Source organism: Tardiphaga sp. 839_C3_N1_4 (genome assembly GCF_051811045.1).
Lineage (GTDB): Bacteria > Pseudomonadota > Alphaproteobacteria > Rhizobiales > Xanthobacteraceae > Tardiphaga.
Genome location: NZ_JBPWQD010000001.1, coordinates 3,960,432 through 3,976,086, shown reverse-complemented (window position 1 = coordinate 3,976,086; position 15,655 = coordinate 3,960,432). Strand labels below are relative to the sequence as shown.

Here is a 15,655-nt window from a genome sequence, read left to right as displayed (position 1 = left end):
TGTCAGAGCTAGCTGGCTTCCGCCGTAGCGGCAATGCCCAACCGCGGGATGGCCGCTATGGGCAGGTGTGAGGGTGCCGTCAGGCGAACCGAAAAGGGCCCGGCCAATGGCCGAGCCCTTTTGGATTTGCGTCGCCCGGCGGAATATCCGCGGGACCACGAGATCAATCAGCGCGATCGATCACACCACGATGGTGCGGACGTCGATATTGCCGCGGGTGGCGTTGGAATACGGGCAGATCTGGTGCGCCTTCTCGACCAGCGCTTCAGCTTCCGCACGCGGCAGGCCCGGCAGCGAGACTGCGAGTTCGACATCAAGGCCGAAACCGCCGGCCGAGCGCGGGCCGATACCGACGGTGGAGGTGACCGACACGTCGGCCGGTACCTTCGGGCCACCCTGCGAGCCCACGAATTTCATCGCGCCGATGAAACAGGCAGCATAGCCGGCCGCGAACAGCTGCTCGGGATTGTTGCCGGCGCCGCCTGCGCCGCCGAGTTCCTTCGGCGTGGTGAGCTTGACGTCGAGCGCGCCATCGAGGGTTGCGGCGTGGCCATCGCGGCCGCCGGTTGCCTTGGCGCTGGTCTTGTAGAGCACATTCACAGACATTGTCGTCTCCTCGTTGTTTGCGTCTTGCCCGATTATAATTGCGAACAATTAGATTGTGCACAATACATAAAATGGACGGCGCAATCGAATTGTGCTCAACTCATTGTGAAGGGGTTTGGGTCTGGGATTACCTGTGGCCAAATAAGCTCCGGAGATCATCATGGCCAAGAAACCCGCACCCGTTCCGCTGTTGCAGCTCGATAACCAGCTCTGCTTTGCCGTCTATTCGACCGGCCATGCGTTCAACCGCGTCTACAAGCCGTTGCTGGACCGATTGAAGCTAACCTATCCGCAATATCTGGCGATGCTGGTGCTGTGGGAGCAGGACAATGTGCCTGTGAAGGACATCGGCGAGCGGCTGTTTCTCGATTCCGGCACGCTGACGCCGCTGCTGAAGCGTCTGGAAGCCGCTGGCCTGATCAAACGCACTCGTAGCGTTGAGGACGAGCGGCAGATGCTGATCGCATTGACGGCGCAAGGTCAGGCGCTGCGCGAGAAAGCCAAGGCCGTGCCGCAGGGAATCCTCGCGGCGTCAGCCTGCACGGTCGGCGAAATGGCCGCGATGAAAAATGATCTCGTGGCACTCCGCGACAGGCTCAATGCTGCGATCGGAGACTAGCGCCGCCCCTCGATCTCCTCAGGTACAATGCAGTCATGGCTTGGTGGCCCAGGCCAGATGAGCAGGCATCGGCAGCCTGATTTTTCCCGCATCGAGATAGTCGTTCGCGGCCCGGACGATATTGTCGCGAATAGCTGCCAGATTTGCAGGCGGCTGTCTTTTCAGCGTTCCACCAGTCCGCGCCGTTCCCTTCAAGAGCGCCTCGAAATAGTCCTCCGGTGAGTTGAGCTCCCATGTCTGGTCGACCGTCTTCGTCGCGACATCGGTAAAGCCACATCGTCGGAAAGCGTCGATGCAATTGTCTGGTTCGCTGAAATGAAAGAACGGTGGCCCGGCAGGCAACCGCACGGAAGGATCTCCAAAAGCCTCGATGGCTTTGAGAGCAATCGAAAATCCGGCCACCCTGGCGGGCGTGCTCCAGACTGTGAACGCCATCCGGCCGGCCGGTTTCAGGACTCGATGAGCGGCCCGCAGTGCCTTTTCAGGCTGATCGAAATGAAGCATGCCGAAATTCATGGCCGCGACATCGAAGCTGTTGTCGGGATAGTTTTCGAGCGTTTCTGCATCGCCCTCATCGAACTGAATTGAGGGATAGAGCTTTCGTGCTCGTGCGACCATGCGTGCGGAAAAGTCGGTTCCCACGGCTCTGGCGCCAGATTGCTGCCCGGCGGCGGCGAGATAACCCGGCCCGCATGCGATATCGAGCAAGGCGGTTCCGGACTTGACCCCCAGAACGATCAGGATCGAAGGGATGGCCTGTTCAGTGAGGCGGGCGAATGCAGCGTCATATTCGTCAACGGCGTTCTGCCAGGCATCGTGTTCGAAGGCCTTGAAAGCTGACGTCATTGTTCAACCCCCGCATTGTCTACAGAAGGAGAAGCGTCACACGTCCAGGATAGATATCCGAAGCGGCCAAGGGATTGTACGGGCCGGAAGGCTTTTCGTCACGTCAACGAGTGGTTCAGAGAACGGGTAAACGCGCTACCGCAATATCGTCCTGCCTCAAGTCATCGGCAGCGAAGGATGGTGGAGCCAGGCGGGATCGAACCGCCGACCTCTTGCATGCCATGCAAGCGCTCTCCCAGCTGAGCTATGGCCCCAATACCCGCGACGCACTGGGTGGGGCGTCGCGCGGCAAACCAAGATCACATATCAGGAGTGATCTCAAGTCTCTTCTGAGCTTAACTTTCTTCGTCGCCCGAGACGTCGCCGATGATGTCGGTCACGTCCTCATCGCCTTCTTCTTCGTCGGCAATAAAGGTCGAATCGTCGTCTTCATCGTCATCGATGGTGTCATCGACTTCGATATCGTCCTCGGATTCCAGCACCGCAGCCTTCTTGCCGGTATTCTCCTCGGCGTCAGCTTCCTCCAGCGAGACCAATTCTTCGCTCTCGGCGGCTTCCGGAGCCTCCGCGGCGGCAGATGCTGCAGCTGCGCGTGCGGCTGCATCCGCGCGGGTCCGCGGCGGCGCAATCGGCGCAATCGGCACGACCTCGCCGGTATACGGCGAAATCACCGGGCTCTTGTTGAGGTCGTAGAACTTCTTGCCCGTCGTGGGGCAAATGCGTTTGGTTCCGAGATCGGATTTGGCCACGTGAAGGGTCCTGGGGATTTTTGAAAAACGGTGCTTCACTTGGCTAGTTGACGCGCCCCTGTCAATAGCGGTTTGCGTGAGAATGACCGCCGCGTGACGCAGCGTGGCTCATATGCTACGAGCCGCCTGCGCGAAGGAACACAATCTTGACCCAATCAGACACAGCCGCCGCCCAGCCGACACCGCTGACAGCGCGAAAATCCGGCGCCCTGCGCGGCAGCGCGCGCGTGCCCGGCGACAAGTCGATCTCGCACCGGGCCCTCATTCTGGGCGCGCTGGCGGTCGGCGAGACCCGGATCACGGGGCTGCTGGAGGGCGAGGACGTCCTGAATACCGCCAAATCGATGCAGGCGCTGGGCGCCAGGGTCGAACGCACCGGCGATTTCGCGTGGAAGGTCAACGGCGTCGGTGTTGCCGGCTTCGCCGCACCCAAGGCGCCGCTGGATTTCGGTAATTCCGGTACCGGATGCCGGCTGGTGATGGGCGCCGTCGCGGGCTGCCCGATTGAGGTGACGTTCGATGGCGATGCCTCGCTGCGCAGCCGGCCGATGCGCCGGATCGTTGATCCCTTGGAATTGATGGGCGCCAAGGTCACCGCGAGCCAGGACGGCGGGCGTCTGCCGCTGACGCTCAAAGGCGCGCGTGATCCGCTGCCGATCGTCTATCGCACCCCGGTCGCCTCCGCCCAGATCAAGTCAGCCGTACTGCTGGCCGGCCTGTCGGCCCCTGGCACCACCACGGTGATCGAGACCGAGGCCAGCCGGGACCACACCGAGCTGATGCTCAAGCATTTCGGCGCCGAGATCGTCTCCGAAAAGGAAGGCGCGCACGGTCGCAAGATCACCCTCACCGGCCAGCCCGAATTGAAGGGCGCCGATGTCGTGGTACCGGCAGATCCGTCCTCCGCAGCATTCCCGATGGTCGCGGCATTGATAGTTCCGGGCTCCGAGCTCGTGCTCACCGATGTGATGACCAACCCGCTGCGTACAGGTCTGTTCACGACGTTGCGCGAGATGGGCGCTTCTATCGAGGAAAGCGATATCCGCGGCGATGCCGGCGAGCCGATGGCACAGTTCCGCATCACAGCCTCGAAGCTGCACGGCGTCGAAGTGCCGCCGGAGCGCGCGCCGTCGATGATCGATGAATATCTGGTGCTGGCGGTGGCTGCGGCGTTTGCCGAGGGCACGACTATCATGCGCGGGCTGCAGGAGCTGCGCGTGAAGGAATCCGACCGTCTGGAAGCCACTGCGGCGATGCTGCGGGTCAACGGCGTCAATGTCGAGATCGTTGGCGACGACCTCATCGTGCATGGCAACGGCCGTGTTGCCGGCGGCGGTCTCGTTGCTACCCATATGGATCACCGTATCGCCATGTCGGCGCTGGCCATGGGCCTCGCTTCCGACAAGCCGGTGACCATCGACGACACGACATTTATCGCGACCAGTTTCCCCGATTTCATCCCGATGATGCGTCGGCTGGGTGCTGATTTTTCCTGAGTCTAGTCGGCGTGGATATTTCTGGAGACGGATGTTAAGCCCGCGCAGGTCGCGCGAGCCTGGCTCCCGATCCACCGCCATTCATCGTGACAAGACGGGCACGCACAACGCATGATCATTGCTATCGACGGACCCGCCGCATCCGGAAAAGGCACGCTGGGCAAACGGCTTGCGCACCATTACGGTTACCGGCACCTCGATACCGGTGTGATCTATCGCGCGGTCGCCAAGGCGATGCTCGATCTCGGCGCGGACCTGACCGATGAGGCGCAGGCCGTGGCTGTCGCCAGTGAGCTCGATCCCGAGAAATTCGGCAATCCGGCGCTGAAGACCCAGGAAGTCGGTGATGCGGCCTCTGTAGTCTCGGCCATCCCGCGGGTGCGGGAGGTCCTTTTGAACTTCCAACGGCGTTTTGCCGAGGATCCGCCGGGAGCGGTGCTCGACGGCCGCGACATTGGAACCGTGATCTGCCCCCATGCGGACGTGAAGATCTTCGTCGTGGCCGATGCCAGGGTCCGCGCCCGCCGGCGCACCCTGGAGGCTCTTGGACGGGGCGAGGTGGCCGATGAGGCCGCCGTGCTGGCGGATATCATCAGGCGCGACGAACGCGACCAGAACCGCCCGACTGCGCCTCTGAAGCCGGCTACGGATGCATACTTGCTGGATAACTCCAATTTGGATATAGAAGGCGGCGTCCGGGCCGCCATCGACATTGTCGAGGCCGTCCGAGCGGGCCGGCAGCGGGTCTGATTTTTCTTTCTTTCCGAAAGACCTCAGACAAAACCGTTGCCGTCATTGGAGGAAAGCCCGCTCCCGATCTCGAGCTGCGATACGCGCTTAAGGCTCCGGACACCATCAAGACCCTACCCACGTTTCGATCGTGAAGGCATGCTGCCGGCCCGTTCTTGCATCCTCCTGCAAGGCGGTCGTTAGAGGTTGCGGACCCCTGACACTTCACATTTGAGACGCCCATTAACCCGAACGGCCGGCGATACCCGCATCTGGAGAACAAATGGCTTCGACTGCTTCTTCGTATAATCCTTCCCGCGATGATTTCGCGGCAATGCTCGACGAGTCCTTCGCGGGCGGCAACCTTCAGGAAAGCTCTGTCATCAAGGGCATCGTGGTTGCGATTGAAAAGGACATGGCCGTCATCGACGTCGGCCTGAAGACTGAAGGCCGTGTGGCACTGCGCGAATTCGCCGGTCCCGGCCGTGACAGCGAACTCAAGGTCGGCGACGAAGTCGAAGTGTTCCTCGACCGGATCGAAAACGCACTCGGCGAAGCCGTTCTGTCGCGCGACAAGGCCCGCCGCGAAGAGAGCTGGGGCAAGCTCGAGAAGGCCTTCAACAACAATGAGAAGGTTCACGGCGTCATCTTCAACCAGGTCAAGGGTGGCTTCACCGTCGATCTCGACGGCGCAGTGGCCTTCCTGCCGCGTTCGCAGGTGGACATTCGTCCGATCCGCGACGTCGCTCCGCTGATGAACAACTCGCAGCCGTTCCAGATCCTCAAGATGGATCGCCGCCGCGGCAATATCGTCGTGTCGCGTCGTACGGTTCTCGAAGAGACCCGCGCTGAACAGCGTCAGGAACTGGTCCAGAACCTTGAAGAAGGTCAGGTCATCGACGGTGTCGTCAAGAACATCACCGATTACGGTGCGTTCGTTGACCTCGGCGGTATCGACGGCCTGCTGCACGTCACCGATATCGCGTGGCGCCGCGTCAACCACCCGACCGAAGTGCTCACCATCGGTCAGACGGTCAAGGTCAAGATCATCAAGATCAACCACGAGACCCACCGTATCTCGCTCGGCATGAAGCAGCTGCTCGACGATCCGTGGCAGGGCATCGAGGCGAAGTACCCGCTGAATGCACGCTTCTCGGGTCGCGTCACCAACATCACCGACTACGGCGCATTCGTCGAACTGGAGCCGGGCATCGAAGGCCTGATCCACGTGTCGGAGATGTCGTGGACCAAGAAGAACATGCACCCCGGCAAGATCGTTTCGACCTCGCAGGAAGTCGAAGTGCAGGTTCTCGAAGTCGACAGCGTCAAGCGCCGCATTTCGCTCGGTCTCAAGCAGACCATGCGCAATCCGTGGGAAGTGTTCGTCGAGAAGTTCCCGGTCGGTTCGACCGTCGAAGGCGAAGTCAAGAACAAGACCGAGTTCGGTCTGTTCCTGGGTCTCGAAGGCGATGTGGACGGCATGGTCCATCTCTCCGACCTCGACTGGAAGCAGCCGGGCGAGCAGGTCATCGACAACTTCAAGAAGGGCGACATGGTCAAGGCCATCGTCCTCGATGTGGATGTCGAGAAGGAGCGCATCTCGCTCGGCGTCAAGCAGCTCGAAGGCGACCCCTTCGCAGAGCCGGGCGACGTCAAGAAGGGCGCTGTCGTGACTTGCGAAGTGATCGAAGTGAAGGAATCCGGCATCGACGTTCAGATCGCCGGCACCGACTTCACGACCTTCATCAAGCGTTCGGAACTGGCGCGTGAGCGCTCGGATCAGCGCGCTGAGCGTTTCGCCGTCGGCGAGAAGGTCGATGCCCGCGTGATCCAGTTCGACAAGAAGGCCCGCAAGGTCCAGGTGTCGATCAAGGCTCTCGAAGTGGCAGAAGAGAAGGAAGCCATCGCGCAGTACGGATCTTCGGATTCGGGCGCGACCCTCGGCGACATTCTCGGCAAGGCGCTCAAGCAGAGCACCGACAAGTAAGCGCGCAGGTAAGTTTCGACTCACTTGTTGCTACCAATTGGGGCCCCGGTTTCACCGGGGCCCTTTTTGCTGTTTCGACCATGTTTTCTTCATATTGCCTCGCAATTGATGTATTTGAGATACCTCAAGTAAACGCTGCCCGGACGACAGATGCAGCATCCGCCAGACGCAAGCTCTCCCGAGGGCTTCCAGGAGATTTCCGATGTCGCTTGATTCCGATGTGATCGTCGATCGCCGCAGGATACGTCGCAAGCTGACGTTCTGGCGCGTGGCGGCGGTGCTGGTCGCGGTCGCTGCGGTGGTCGTCGTCGGCGTCGTCGTGACACGGTCGGGGTCCGAGGCGCTGTCGTCGTCGGGGGCGATCGCGCGCATCAAGATCGAGGGCCTGATCCAGAGCAACAATGATCGCGTCGAGGCGCTGGAGCGGCTGGAGAAGTCATCGGCGGCGGCGGTGGTGGTACACATCAATTCGCCGGGCGGCACTACGGCTGGCTCCGAGCAGCTCTATGACGCGCTGATGCGCCTCAAGGCCAAGAAGCCGATGGTCGTTGTCGTCGAGGGCCTGGCCGCATCGGGCGGCTATATCGCGGCACTCGCATCCGACCATATCGTTGCGCAGCAGAGCTCGCTGGTCGGCTCCATCGGTGTTCTGTTCCAGTTTCCCAATTTCACGGGGTTGATGAAGACCGTCGGTGTCGAGGTTGAGCAGGTCAAATCCTCGCCGCTGAAGGCGGCGCCTAATGGTTTCGAGCCGACCAGCCCGGAGGCGCGGGCAGCGCTGGAATCGCTGGTGAAGGACTCCTACGGCTGGTTCCGCGGGCTCGTGCAGAGCCGCCGCGCCATGGATGACGTGCAACTACAGAAAGTCGCCGATGGCCGTGTTTTCACGGGGCGCCAGGCCGTGGACCTCAAGCTGATCGATCAGCTTGGCGACGAGAAAGCCGCGGTGGCGTGGCTGGTATCCGAGAAGAAGATCAAGAGCGACCTGCCGGTTCGCGACTTCAAGCTGACGCCTAAATTCAGCGATTTCACCTTCCTGCGCGCTGCTGCGACGATCACGCTCGACGCTGTAGGTCTTGGTGCGATCGCGCGGCAGGTCGAGCAGGCGGGCCTAGCGCAGGCCATGGATGGCTTCGGTCTCGATGGCATGCTGGCGCTGTGGCGGCCGGCCACCACCAACTAGGGAACTGCTCGTCCTGTTCTTTCCGCACTGCAAGGAAGGCTGCAACAACGGTTTCGGGCATTTGTCACGCATTTTCGAAGGTGCCCGAATTCATTTAGCGTCTTGACAGTTCAAGGCATTTTCACGGAAATGCATCCTCCTGTTCAGAGTCCAACGTCTCGATGATCAAATCCGAACTCGTTCAACGCATCGCTGAGCATAACCCGCATCTCTACCAGCGGGATGTTGAGAACATCGTGAATGCGATTCTCGATGAGATCGTGGCTGCGCTGGCACGCGGTGACCGTGTCGAACTCCGCGGCTTCGGTGCATTCTCGGTGAAGCATCGCCCGGCCCGTGCGGGCCGTAACCCGCGGACTGGCGAGCATGTGCCGGTGGACCAGAAGAGCGTTCCGTTCTTCAAGACCGGCAAGGAAATGCGCGAGCGCCTGAATCGCGACAATGCTGCGCCGGAAGCAAGCGCAGCGCCATAAAGAACTTTGAGGTAGCGCGCATTCGGGCCGACAGGTCTGAGCCAATTAGCGGAATGCGCGCCCGCATCGCCTTCGCGAGAGACGTTGATGCGCAAATTCTTCTCAGCCCTGGTGATCATCCCCCTCGCGATCGTCTTCATCGTGTTCGCCGTCGCCAACCGTCATATGGTCACGGTCTCCTTCGATCCGTTCAACAGCAGCGATCCCGCGGTCGGTGCCACGATGCCGCTATTTGTGGTGATCATCCTGTCGGCCATCCTGGGTGTCATCGCAGGCGGCATGGCCACCTGGTTCAGGCAGGGCCACTGGCGCCGTGCAGCACGTCAGCACGAGGTCGATGTGCGGCGGGTCCGTGCTGAATTGGCCGATCTGCGCGCCCACACTGCGACCGCCTCGCGGAATGGTACGCAGCGGCTCCCGGCGCCGGGTTCCTCCTATATGGCCGGTGAGCGAGACAAGTTCGGCGCGACGTTGTAGAACCCCGCGCACAGGCTTTTCCTGCCATTCCCGGTATTGCCAGCGGCCATTTGAAGCATGTCTCTGATCGTCAAAATTTGCGGCCTGTCCACTCCGGAGACGCTCGATGCGGCTCTGGTCGGCGGCGCAGATATGGTCGGCTTCGTGTTCTTTCCGCCATCGCCGCGTCACGTCACGCTCGACGTTGCGCGGGCTTTGGGCAAGCAGGCGAAGGGCCGTGCCGCGAAGGTCGCGCTGTCGGTGGATGCCGATGACGCCGATCTCGAAAACAGCATCGATGCCTTGAAGCCCGATATCCTGCAGCTCCATGGCAAGGAGAGCGTGGCGCGGGTGCGCGATATCAAACAGAAGTTCAGCCTTCCGGTGATGAAGGCGCTCGCCGTCGAGACCAGGGCCGATCTCGCTGCATTGCCCGGCTATGCCGCGGTCTGCGATCGCATCCTGTTCGATGCCAAACCGCCGAAGGATGCGACACGTCCGGGTGGTCTCGGCGCGGTCTTCGACTGGCATCTGCTCGAAGGCCTCGATCTGAAGCTGCCCTTCATGGTATCGGGCGGCCTCACTGCCGCCAATGTCGCCGAGGCCCTGCGCATCACGCGGGCCGGCGGTGTCGATATTTCGTCCGGCGTGGAAAGCGCGCCGGGCATCAAGGATCCCGACATGATTCGCGCTTTCATCCGCGCCGCGCGCGCAACGGAAGAGTTGACGACCTGATGACTCAAGCCATTCCCAATTCCTATCGGTCCGGTCCCGACGACACCGGTCACTTCGGCATTTTCGGCGGCCGCTTCGTCGCCGAGACGCTGATGCCGCTGATCCTGGACCTGCAGAAGGCCTATGAGGACGCCAAAGCCGATCCCGACTTCCGCAAGGAGATGGACGGTTATCTCAAGGCCTATGTCGGTCGCCCGTCGCCGCTCTATTTCGCGGAACGTCTCACCGAACATCTCGGTGGCGCAAAAATCTATCTGAAGCGCGAGGAGCTGAATCACACCGGCTCGCACAAGGTGAACAACGTGCTCGGCCAGATCATGGTCGCGCGCCGCATGGGCAAGAAGCGCATCATCGCCGAGACTGGCGCCGGCCAGCATGGCGTGGCGACGGCGACGCTCTGCGCGCGCTTCGGCCTCGAATGCATCGTCTATATGGGTGCAGTGGACGTCGCGCGTCAGCAGCCCAACGTGATTCGCATGGAAATGCTCGGCGCCAAGGTGGTACCTGTGCAGGTCGGTGCGCGCACGCTTAAGGATGCTATGAACGAGGCGCTGCGCGACTGGGTCACCAATGTGCACAACACGTTCTATTGCATCGGCACCGTCGCCGGCCCGCATCCGTATCCGATGATGGTGCGCGACTTCCAGTCGATCATCGGCGAGGAAACCCGTGTGCAGATGCAGGAGATCGAAGGTCGTTTGCCGGATTCGCTGATCGCCTGCATCGGCGGCGGCTCCAATGCTATGGGGCTCTTCCATCCGTTCCTCGACGATCCATCGGTCGATATCTACGGCGTCGAGGCGGCGGGCCACGGGCTCACTAACCTGCATGCCGCATCAATCGCTGGCGGCCGTCCCGGCGTGCTGCATGGCAACCGCACCTATCTCCTGATGGATGAAGACGGCCAGATCCAGGAAGGCCATTCGATCTCTGCCGGTCTCGATTATCCTGGCATCGGCCCGGAACATTCCTGGCTGCATACGATCGGTCGCGTGAAGTATTTGTCTGCGACGGACGAGGAAGCGCTGGCTGCATTCCAGTTGCTGTCGAAACTCGAAGGCATCATCCCGGCGCTGGAGCCGGCCCATGCCCTCGCCAAGGTGAGCGAACTCGCGCCAACACTGCCGAAGGATCACCTGATGGTCGTCAACCTCTCCGGCCGCGGCGACAAGGATGTCCCGCAGGTCGGCGATATCCTGAAGGGCAGGCAGTTGTGACCACCCGCATCGATACCCGTTTCGCCGAACTCAAGGCCGAAGGCCGCGCGGCTTTCGTGACTTTCGTGATGGCCGGCGATCCAGATCCCGCCACCGCGCTCGAAATCGTCAAGGCGCTGCCGAAGGCCGGCGCCGACATTATCGAGATCGGTATGCCCTTCACCGATCCGATGGCCGACGGCCCGTCGATCCAGGCCGCAGGCCTGCGCGCGCTGCAGGCCGGCATGACGCTGAAGAAGACGTTGCAGCTCGTGCGCGACTTCCGCAGCTCCGACAACAAGACGCCGATCGTGCTGATGGGCTACTACAATCCGATCTATATTTACGGCGTCGACAAGTTTTTGCCCGATGCCAAGGCGGCCGGCGTGGATGGTCTGATCATCGTCGATTTGCCGCCGGAAGAAGACGCTGAGCTCTGCCTGCCGGCAATCAAAGCCGGATTGAACTTCATCCGTCTGGCCACGCCGACCACCGATGACAAGCGCCTCCCGGCGGTGCTCGCGAACACCTCGGGCTTCGTCTATTACGTCTCGGTCACGGGCATCACCGGCAGTGCCAGCGCGGACACCTCTGCGGTGGGGGCCGCCGTCGATCGCATCAAGCGTCATACCAGACTGCCGGTCTGCGTCGGCTTCGGCATCCGGACGCCGGAAGCTGCCCATGATATTGCGCAGCATGCCAATGGCGCCGTGGTCGGCACTGCACTGGTCGATGCCCTGAAAGCGTCGCTGGACGCCGATGGCAAGGCCACGGCCAGGACCGTCAGCGCGGTCGCCGATCTGGCCGCAGCCCTCGCCCAGGGCGTTCATGGGGCCAAACAGGCTGCAGAATAAGCCACAATTGGCCTCCATCAACCGGGAACAACGGTTGCCGGGCTCCGTCCCGGCCGCCATATAGATATCAGAGCGACGCATCATCTCAGCGACGCGGAGACACATATGAACTGGCTCACCAACGTCGTCCGGCCGAAGATCCGCAGCATCCTCAAGCGCGATACGCCCGAGAACCTCTGGATCAAGTGCCCGGATACAGGGCAGCTCGTGTTCTACAAGGACGTCGAGAGCAACCAGTTCGTCATTCCCGGCTCGAACTATCACATGCGCATGGGCGCCACTGCGCGCATGAAGTCGATCTTCGACAATGAGACCTGGTACGACGTCGCGCTGCCCGAAGTCATCGCCGATCCGCTGAAGTTTCGCGACGAGCGCAAATATGTCGACCGCATCAAGGATGCCCGCACCAAGACCGGCATGAACGACTCGGTCAAGGTCGGTTACGGCAAGATGGAAGGCTCCGGCGTCGTTGTCGCCGTACAGGATTTCGATTTCATGGGCGGTTCGCTCGGCATGGCTGCCGGTGAAGCCCTGGTGCGCGGGCTCGAACTCGCGGTCGAGAAGAAGTCGCCCTTCATCGTGTTCGCGGCCTCCGGCGGCGCGCGGATGCAGGAAGGCATTCTCTCGCTGATGCAGCTGCCGCGCACGACTGTCGGCGTGCAGATGCTGCGCGAGGCCAAGCTGCCTTACATCGTCGTGCTGACCAATCCGACCACCGGCGGCGTCACCGCGTCCTATGCGATGCTGGGCGATGTGCAGATCGCCGAGCCCGGCGCGCTGATCGGCTTTGCCGGTGCGCGCGTGATCGAACAGACCATCCGCGAGAAACTGCCGGAAGGTTTCCAGCGTGCCGAATATCTGCGTGACCACGGCATGATCGACATGGTGGTGCATCGCCACGATCTGAAGCCGACGCTGGCGCGGCTGTGCCGTCTGCTGACGAAGTCTCCGGCCATTGCGAGCCCGCCGCGCGCCGAGAGCATTCCGGCCGAGATCCTCGTGGCTCCTGACGCGGTGCCGGCCGCGCACGCGTGAGCACCTCCGCGCCGCCATCGTCACCCGACTTCGGCGAGATTCTGGCGCGGCTGTCGAAGCTGCATCCGAAAACCATTGATCTGTCGCTGGACCGCATGCAGCGGCTGATGGCGCAGCTCGGCAATCCCGAGCGCAAGCTGCCCCCGGTGTTTCACGTTGCCGGCACCAACGGCAAGGGCTCGACCATCGCCTATCTGCGCGCGATCTGCGAGGCCGCAGGTCTGCGCGTTCACGTCTACACCTCGCCGCATCTTGTCCGCATGAATGAGTGCATCCGTCTCGCCGGCACCCTGGTGAGTGACGACGCATTGCGTGACGCGTTCGCGCATGTCGAGACGATCAATGCCGGCGCACCGATTACGCTGTTCGAGGCCGAGACCGCCGTCGCGTTCGATCTGTTCGCGAAGCATCCCGCCGATGTCGTACTGCTCGAAGTCGGTCTCGGTGGCCGCCTCGATGCGACCAATGTGATCGAAACGCCCGCCGCCTGCGTGCTGACGCCCATCGCAATCGATCACACGGATTTTCTGGGCGATACGCTCGCGAAAATCGCTGCCGAGAAAGCCGGCATCATCAAGCGCCGCGTGCCGGTCGTTACGGCCGAGCAATCGCCTGAAGCCATCGACGTGATCGAACAGCAGGCGCGCAAGATGCATGCGCCGCTTGTGAGCGCCGGGCAGGAATGGCACGTCAATATCGAGCGTGGCCGTCTGGTGTATCAGGACGATCGCGGGTTGATGGATATTGCCGCGCCGCGGCTGTTCGGGCGCCATCAGTTCGGCAATGCGGGTCTGGCGATTGCGACATTGCGCGCGCTGGATATCTTCAAGATCGATCCCGCCGCCTATGAGACGGGTGTGGCGCGCGCGGAATGGCCGGCGCGGATGCAGCGGCTGACGTCGGGCAAGCTTGTCGCGGCGGCGCCGGCCGAATCCGAAATCTGGCTCGACGGCGGTCACAATGCCGATGGCGGGCGCGTGATCGCGGCGGCGCTCGGCGATCTCGAAGAGCGCGTGCCGCGGCCGCTGGTGGTCATCGCCGGCATGATGGCCAACAAGGACGCGACGGGCTTTCTGGCGAATTTTGCCGGTCAGACGCGCCATATCATCGCCGTGAAAATCCCTGGCCGCGACGGCGTCATGGCGCCGGATGCGCTGGCCGATGCCGCGCGCAGTCTCGGCATGCGCGTCGAGACGGCGCCGAGCGTCGCCGATGCGCTGCAATCCCTCACCCGGCTCGCCTACGAAGTGCCTCCACGCATCCTGATCACGGGTTCGCTTTATCTGGCCGGCCATGTGCTTGCCGAGAACGGCACGCTACCTGCATAGAATCGCATCGATACAAGTGATCTCTGATTGATCTTTGCTTGATTTTAGGGAGGTTCGATGCGCTTCGCTGCCATTGCCGACGTTCACGGCAATCACTTTGCCCTTGAGGCGGTTGTCGCCGATATCCGTACTCAAGGCATCACCGACATCGTCAATCTTGGTGATATGGCCAGCGGTGCGCTCGATGCGCGCCGTGCGGTGGACATCATGATGGGCCTCAATGCCACCAATGTCCGCGGCAATCATGATCGTTACATCACCGACTACAAGCTTGACGACATGTGGCCGTCCGATCGGCTGGCACACAGCCAGCTAGAACCAGAGCAGATGGACTGGCTGCGCGCGCTGCCCTTCAGCACGATCTATCGCGAAGAAGTCTATCTCGTTCACGCGACGCCCGATGACGACAACACCTACTGGATGGAAGCGGTGACCCCCGAGGGCATCGTGCATATGGCCGCGATCGAAACCATCGAGGAGAAGGCCAAGGGCATCGCCCAATCGCTGATTCTCTGCGCTCACACCCACATCGCGCGGTCGGTGCGGCTCCGCGACGGCCGCATGATCGTCAATCCCGGCAGTGTCGGCGGTCCCGGCTATCGCGACGTCACGCCCTATCCGCACACGCTGGAAGTCGGCACACCGGATGCCTGCTACGCGATTCTGGATTCGAGCTCAGGCCGCTGGCAGGTGACGTTTCGTCAGGTGCCTTACGATCATCAGGCGATGGCGGAGTTGGCGCTGCAGAACGAGCGACCCGAATGGGCCAGCGCGCTGGCGACGGGGTGGATCAGGTAGACGAGACGGTACACCCTCTCGACTGTCATCCCCGCGAAGGCGGGGATCCATACACGCCGAGAGTATAGTTGAAATGCTGTAGTCACGGCTCTGCCGTTTCAAACACACTGATCGTGGTTATGGGTCCCCGCCTTCGCGGGGACGACATCTGAGAAGATCTCGCTCCATCACACAAAAAAAAGGCCGGTGAAAAAATCACCGGCCGTTCGAATTCTCAGATATAGCGGCGGCGCCGATCAGACCGCAGCGCTGATCCACTGCTGCAGCTTCGCCTTCGGCGCGGCGCCGACCTGGCGCGAGGCCATTTCGCCGCCCTTGAAGATCATCAGCGTCGGGATCGACATCACGCCATACTTCGACGCGGTCTTCGGGTTCTCATCGACATTGAGCTTCAGGATGGTGACCTTTTCGCCCATGGCAGCAGAGATTTCGTCGAGCGCCGGCGCGATCATGCGGCAAGGACCGCACCATTCGGCCCAGAAATCGATCACGACCGGGCCGGTCGCCTTGAGCACTTCCGCTTCGAAATCGGCGTCTGTCACCTTGCCAACGGCCATCGTCGTAT

The 15,655-nt window shown here is 61.9% G+C and carries 17 protein-coding genes and 1 tRNA gene; 13 read left to right on the top strand and 5 right to left on the bottom strand.

The features are described from left to right. Positions 1 to 180: 180 nt before the first annotated feature. A complete protein-coding gene (locus AB8A38_RS18970; RefSeq protein ID WP_439087050.1) occupies positions 181 to 606 on the bottom strand; it encodes an organic hydroperoxide resistance protein in 426 nt (141 codons plus the stop codon). Positions 607 to 766: 160 nt separating this feature from the next. On the opposite strand from AB8A38_RS18970, the gene AB8A38_RS18965 reads away from it, so the two are divergent. Continuing rightward, a complete protein-coding gene (locus tag AB8A38_RS18965) occupies positions 767 to 1,225 on the top strand; it encodes a MarR family winged helix-turn-helix transcriptional regulator (protein ID WP_439087049.1) in 459 nt (152 codons plus the stop codon). A 33-nt stretch (positions 1,226 to 1,258) separates the two neighbouring features. Here the strand turns inward: AB8A38_RS18965 and AB8A38_RS18960 are convergent, their stop codons facing one another. From AB8A38_RS18960 to AB8A38_RS18950, 3 genes are all read right to left on the bottom strand, one after another. Further along, entirely contained in the window at positions 1,259 to 2,071 is an 813-nt protein-coding gene (locus AB8A38_RS18960) for a class I SAM-dependent methyltransferase (RefSeq protein ID WP_439087048.1), read from the bottom strand. Between the two features lie 178 nt (positions 2,072 to 2,249). Continuing rightward, positions 2,250 to 2,325, bottom strand: a tRNA-Ala gene (locus AB8A38_RS18955). Positions 2,326 to 2,406: 81 nt separating this feature from the next. Further along, positions 2,407 to 2,820, bottom strand: coding sequence for a TIGR02300 family protein (locus tag AB8A38_RS18950; RefSeq protein ID WP_439087047.1), 414 nt, complete (start codon positions 2,818 to 2,820; stop codon positions 2,407 to 2,409). Positions 2,821 to 2,966: 146 nt separating this feature from the next. Here AB8A38_RS18950 and aroA point away from each other — a divergent pair, with 146 nt between their 5' ends. From aroA to AB8A38_RS18890, 12 genes are all read left to right on the top strand, one after another. After that, a complete protein-coding gene (gene aroA, locus AB8A38_RS18945) occupies positions 2,967 to 4,316 on the top strand; it encodes a 3-phosphoshikimate 1-carboxyvinyltransferase (RefSeq protein ID WP_439087046.1) in 1,350 nt (449 codons plus the stop codon). 111 nt (positions 4,317 to 4,427) lie between these two features. Further along, positions 4,428 to 5,066, top strand: coding sequence for a (d)CMP kinase (gene cmk / locus AB8A38_RS18940; RefSeq protein ID WP_439087045.1), 639 nt, complete (start codon positions 4,428 to 4,430; stop codon positions 5,064 to 5,066). A gap of 262 nt (positions 5,067 to 5,328) precedes the next feature. Next, complete coding sequence (rpsA, locus tag AB8A38_RS18935; protein WP_068730324.1) at positions 5,329 to 7,032, top strand: 30S ribosomal protein S1; 1,704 nt, start codon at positions 5,329 to 5,331, stop codon at positions 7,030 to 7,032. A 202-nt stretch (positions 7,033 to 7,234) separates the two neighbouring features. Next, complete coding sequence (gene sppA / locus AB8A38_RS18930) at positions 7,235 to 8,215, top strand: signal peptide peptidase SppA (protein ID WP_439087044.1); 981 nt, start codon at positions 7,235 to 7,237, stop codon at positions 8,213 to 8,215. Positions 8,216 to 8,376: 161 nt separating this feature from the next. Then, positions 8,377 to 8,688, top strand: a complete 312-nt coding sequence (locus tag AB8A38_RS18925; RefSeq protein WP_116659536.1) for an integration host factor subunit beta — start codon at positions 8,377 to 8,379, stop codon at positions 8,686 to 8,688. An 87-nt stretch (positions 8,689 to 8,775) separates the two neighbouring features. Further along, complete coding sequence (locus tag AB8A38_RS18920) at positions 8,776 to 9,165, top strand: LapA family protein (protein ID WP_439087043.1); 390 nt, start codon at positions 8,776 to 8,778, stop codon at positions 9,163 to 9,165. Positions 9,166 to 9,222: 57 nt separating this feature from the next. Continuing rightward, positions 9,223 to 9,879 carry a phosphoribosylanthranilate isomerase gene (locus AB8A38_RS18915; RefSeq protein ID WP_439087042.1) on the top strand — a complete coding sequence of 219 codons (657 nt, stop codon included), beginning with the start codon at positions 9,223 to 9,225 and terminating at the stop codon, positions 9,877 to 9,879. Beyond that, positions 9,879 to 11,096, top strand: coding sequence for a tryptophan synthase subunit beta (gene trpB, locus AB8A38_RS18910; RefSeq protein WP_439087041.1), 1,218 nt, complete (start codon positions 9,879 to 9,881; stop codon positions 11,094 to 11,096). The genes AB8A38_RS18915 and trpB overlap by 1 nt, the downstream gene beginning before the upstream one ends. After that, positions 11,093 to 11,929 (top strand): tryptophan synthase subunit alpha, encoded by an 837-nt coding sequence (gene trpA, locus AB8A38_RS18905; protein WP_439087040.1) that lies wholly within the window; start codon positions 11,093 to 11,095, stop codon positions 11,927 to 11,929. The genes trpB and trpA overlap by 4 nt, the downstream gene beginning before the upstream one ends. A 105-nt stretch (positions 11,930 to 12,034) precedes the next feature. Beyond that, complete coding sequence (accD, locus tag AB8A38_RS18900; protein WP_315840009.1) at positions 12,035 to 12,964, top strand: acetyl-CoA carboxylase, carboxyltransferase subunit beta; 930 nt, start codon at positions 12,035 to 12,037, stop codon at positions 12,962 to 12,964. Continuing rightward, the gene (locus tag AB8A38_RS18895; protein ID WP_439087039.1) at positions 12,961 to 14,292 is read left to right on the top strand and encodes a bifunctional folylpolyglutamate synthase/dihydrofolate synthase; all 1,332 of its coding nucleotides are present in this window, start codon (positions 12,961 to 12,963) and stop codon (positions 14,290 to 14,292) included. Before accD ends, AB8A38_RS18895 begins: the two co-directional genes overlap by 4 nt. A gap of 57 nt (positions 14,293 to 14,349) precedes the next feature. Then, positions 14,350 to 15,090: a metallophosphoesterase family protein gene (locus AB8A38_RS18890; protein WP_315840011.1), complete on the top strand. Its 741-nt coding sequence runs from the start codon at positions 14,350 to 14,352 to the stop codon at positions 15,088 to 15,090. A gap of 236 nt (positions 15,091 to 15,326) precedes the next feature. Here AB8A38_RS18890 and trxA read toward each other — a convergent pair whose 3' ends face one another. After that, the gene (trxA, locus tag AB8A38_RS18885) at positions 15,327 to 15,647 is read right to left on the bottom strand and encodes a thioredoxin (protein WP_068734104.1); all 321 of its coding nucleotides are present in this window, start codon (positions 15,645 to 15,647) and stop codon (positions 15,327 to 15,329) included. Positions 15,648 to 15,655: the final 8 nt, after the last annotated feature.

Coding starts and splice junctions, on each gene's coding strand:
- AB8A38_RS18920 (WP_439087043.1), top strand. CDS start 8,776: ATGCGCAAATTCTTCTCAGCCCTGGTGATCATCCCCCTCGCGATCGTC.
- AB8A38_RS18960 (WP_439087048.1), bottom strand. CDS start 2,071: ATGACGTCAGCTTTCAAGGCCTTCGAACACGATGCCTGGCAGAACGCC.
- rpsA (WP_068730324.1), top strand. CDS start 5,329: ATGGCTTCGACTGCTTCTTCGTATAATCCTTCCCGCGATGATTTCGCG.
- AB8A38_RS18965 (WP_439087049.1), top strand. CDS start 767: ATGGCCAAGAAACCCGCACCCGTTCCGCTGTTGCAGCTCGATAACCAG.
- AB8A38_RS18890 (WP_315840011.1), top strand. CDS start 14,350: ATGCGCTTCGCTGCCATTGCCGACGTTCACGGCAATCACTTTGCCCTT.
- AB8A38_RS18970 (WP_439087050.1), bottom strand. CDS start 606: ATGTCTGTGAATGTGCTCTACAAGACCAGCGCCAAGGCAACCGGCGGC.
- trxA (WP_068734104.1), bottom strand. CDS start 15,647: ATGGCCGTTGGCAAGGTGACAGACGCCGATTTCGAAGCGGAAGTGCTC.
- cmk (WP_439087045.1), top strand. CDS start 4,428: ATGATCATTGCTATCGACGGACCCGCCGCATCCGGAAAAGGCACGCTG.
- AB8A38_RS18915 (WP_439087042.1), top strand. CDS start 9,223: ATGTCTCTGATCGTCAAAATTTGCGGCCTGTCCACTCCGGAGACGCTC.
- accD (WP_315840009.1), top strand. CDS start 12,035: ATGAACTGGCTCACCAACGTCGTCCGGCCGAAGATCCGCAGCATCCTC.
- AB8A38_RS18925 (WP_116659536.1), top strand. CDS start 8,377: ATGATCAAATCCGAACTCGTTCAACGCATCGCTGAGCATAACCCGCAT.
- sppA (WP_439087044.1), top strand. CDS start 7,235: ATGTCGCTTGATTCCGATGTGATCGTCGATCGCCGCAGGATACGTCGC.
- trpB (WP_439087041.1), top strand. CDS start 9,879: ATGACTCAAGCCATTCCCAATTCCTATCGGTCCGGTCCCGACGACACC.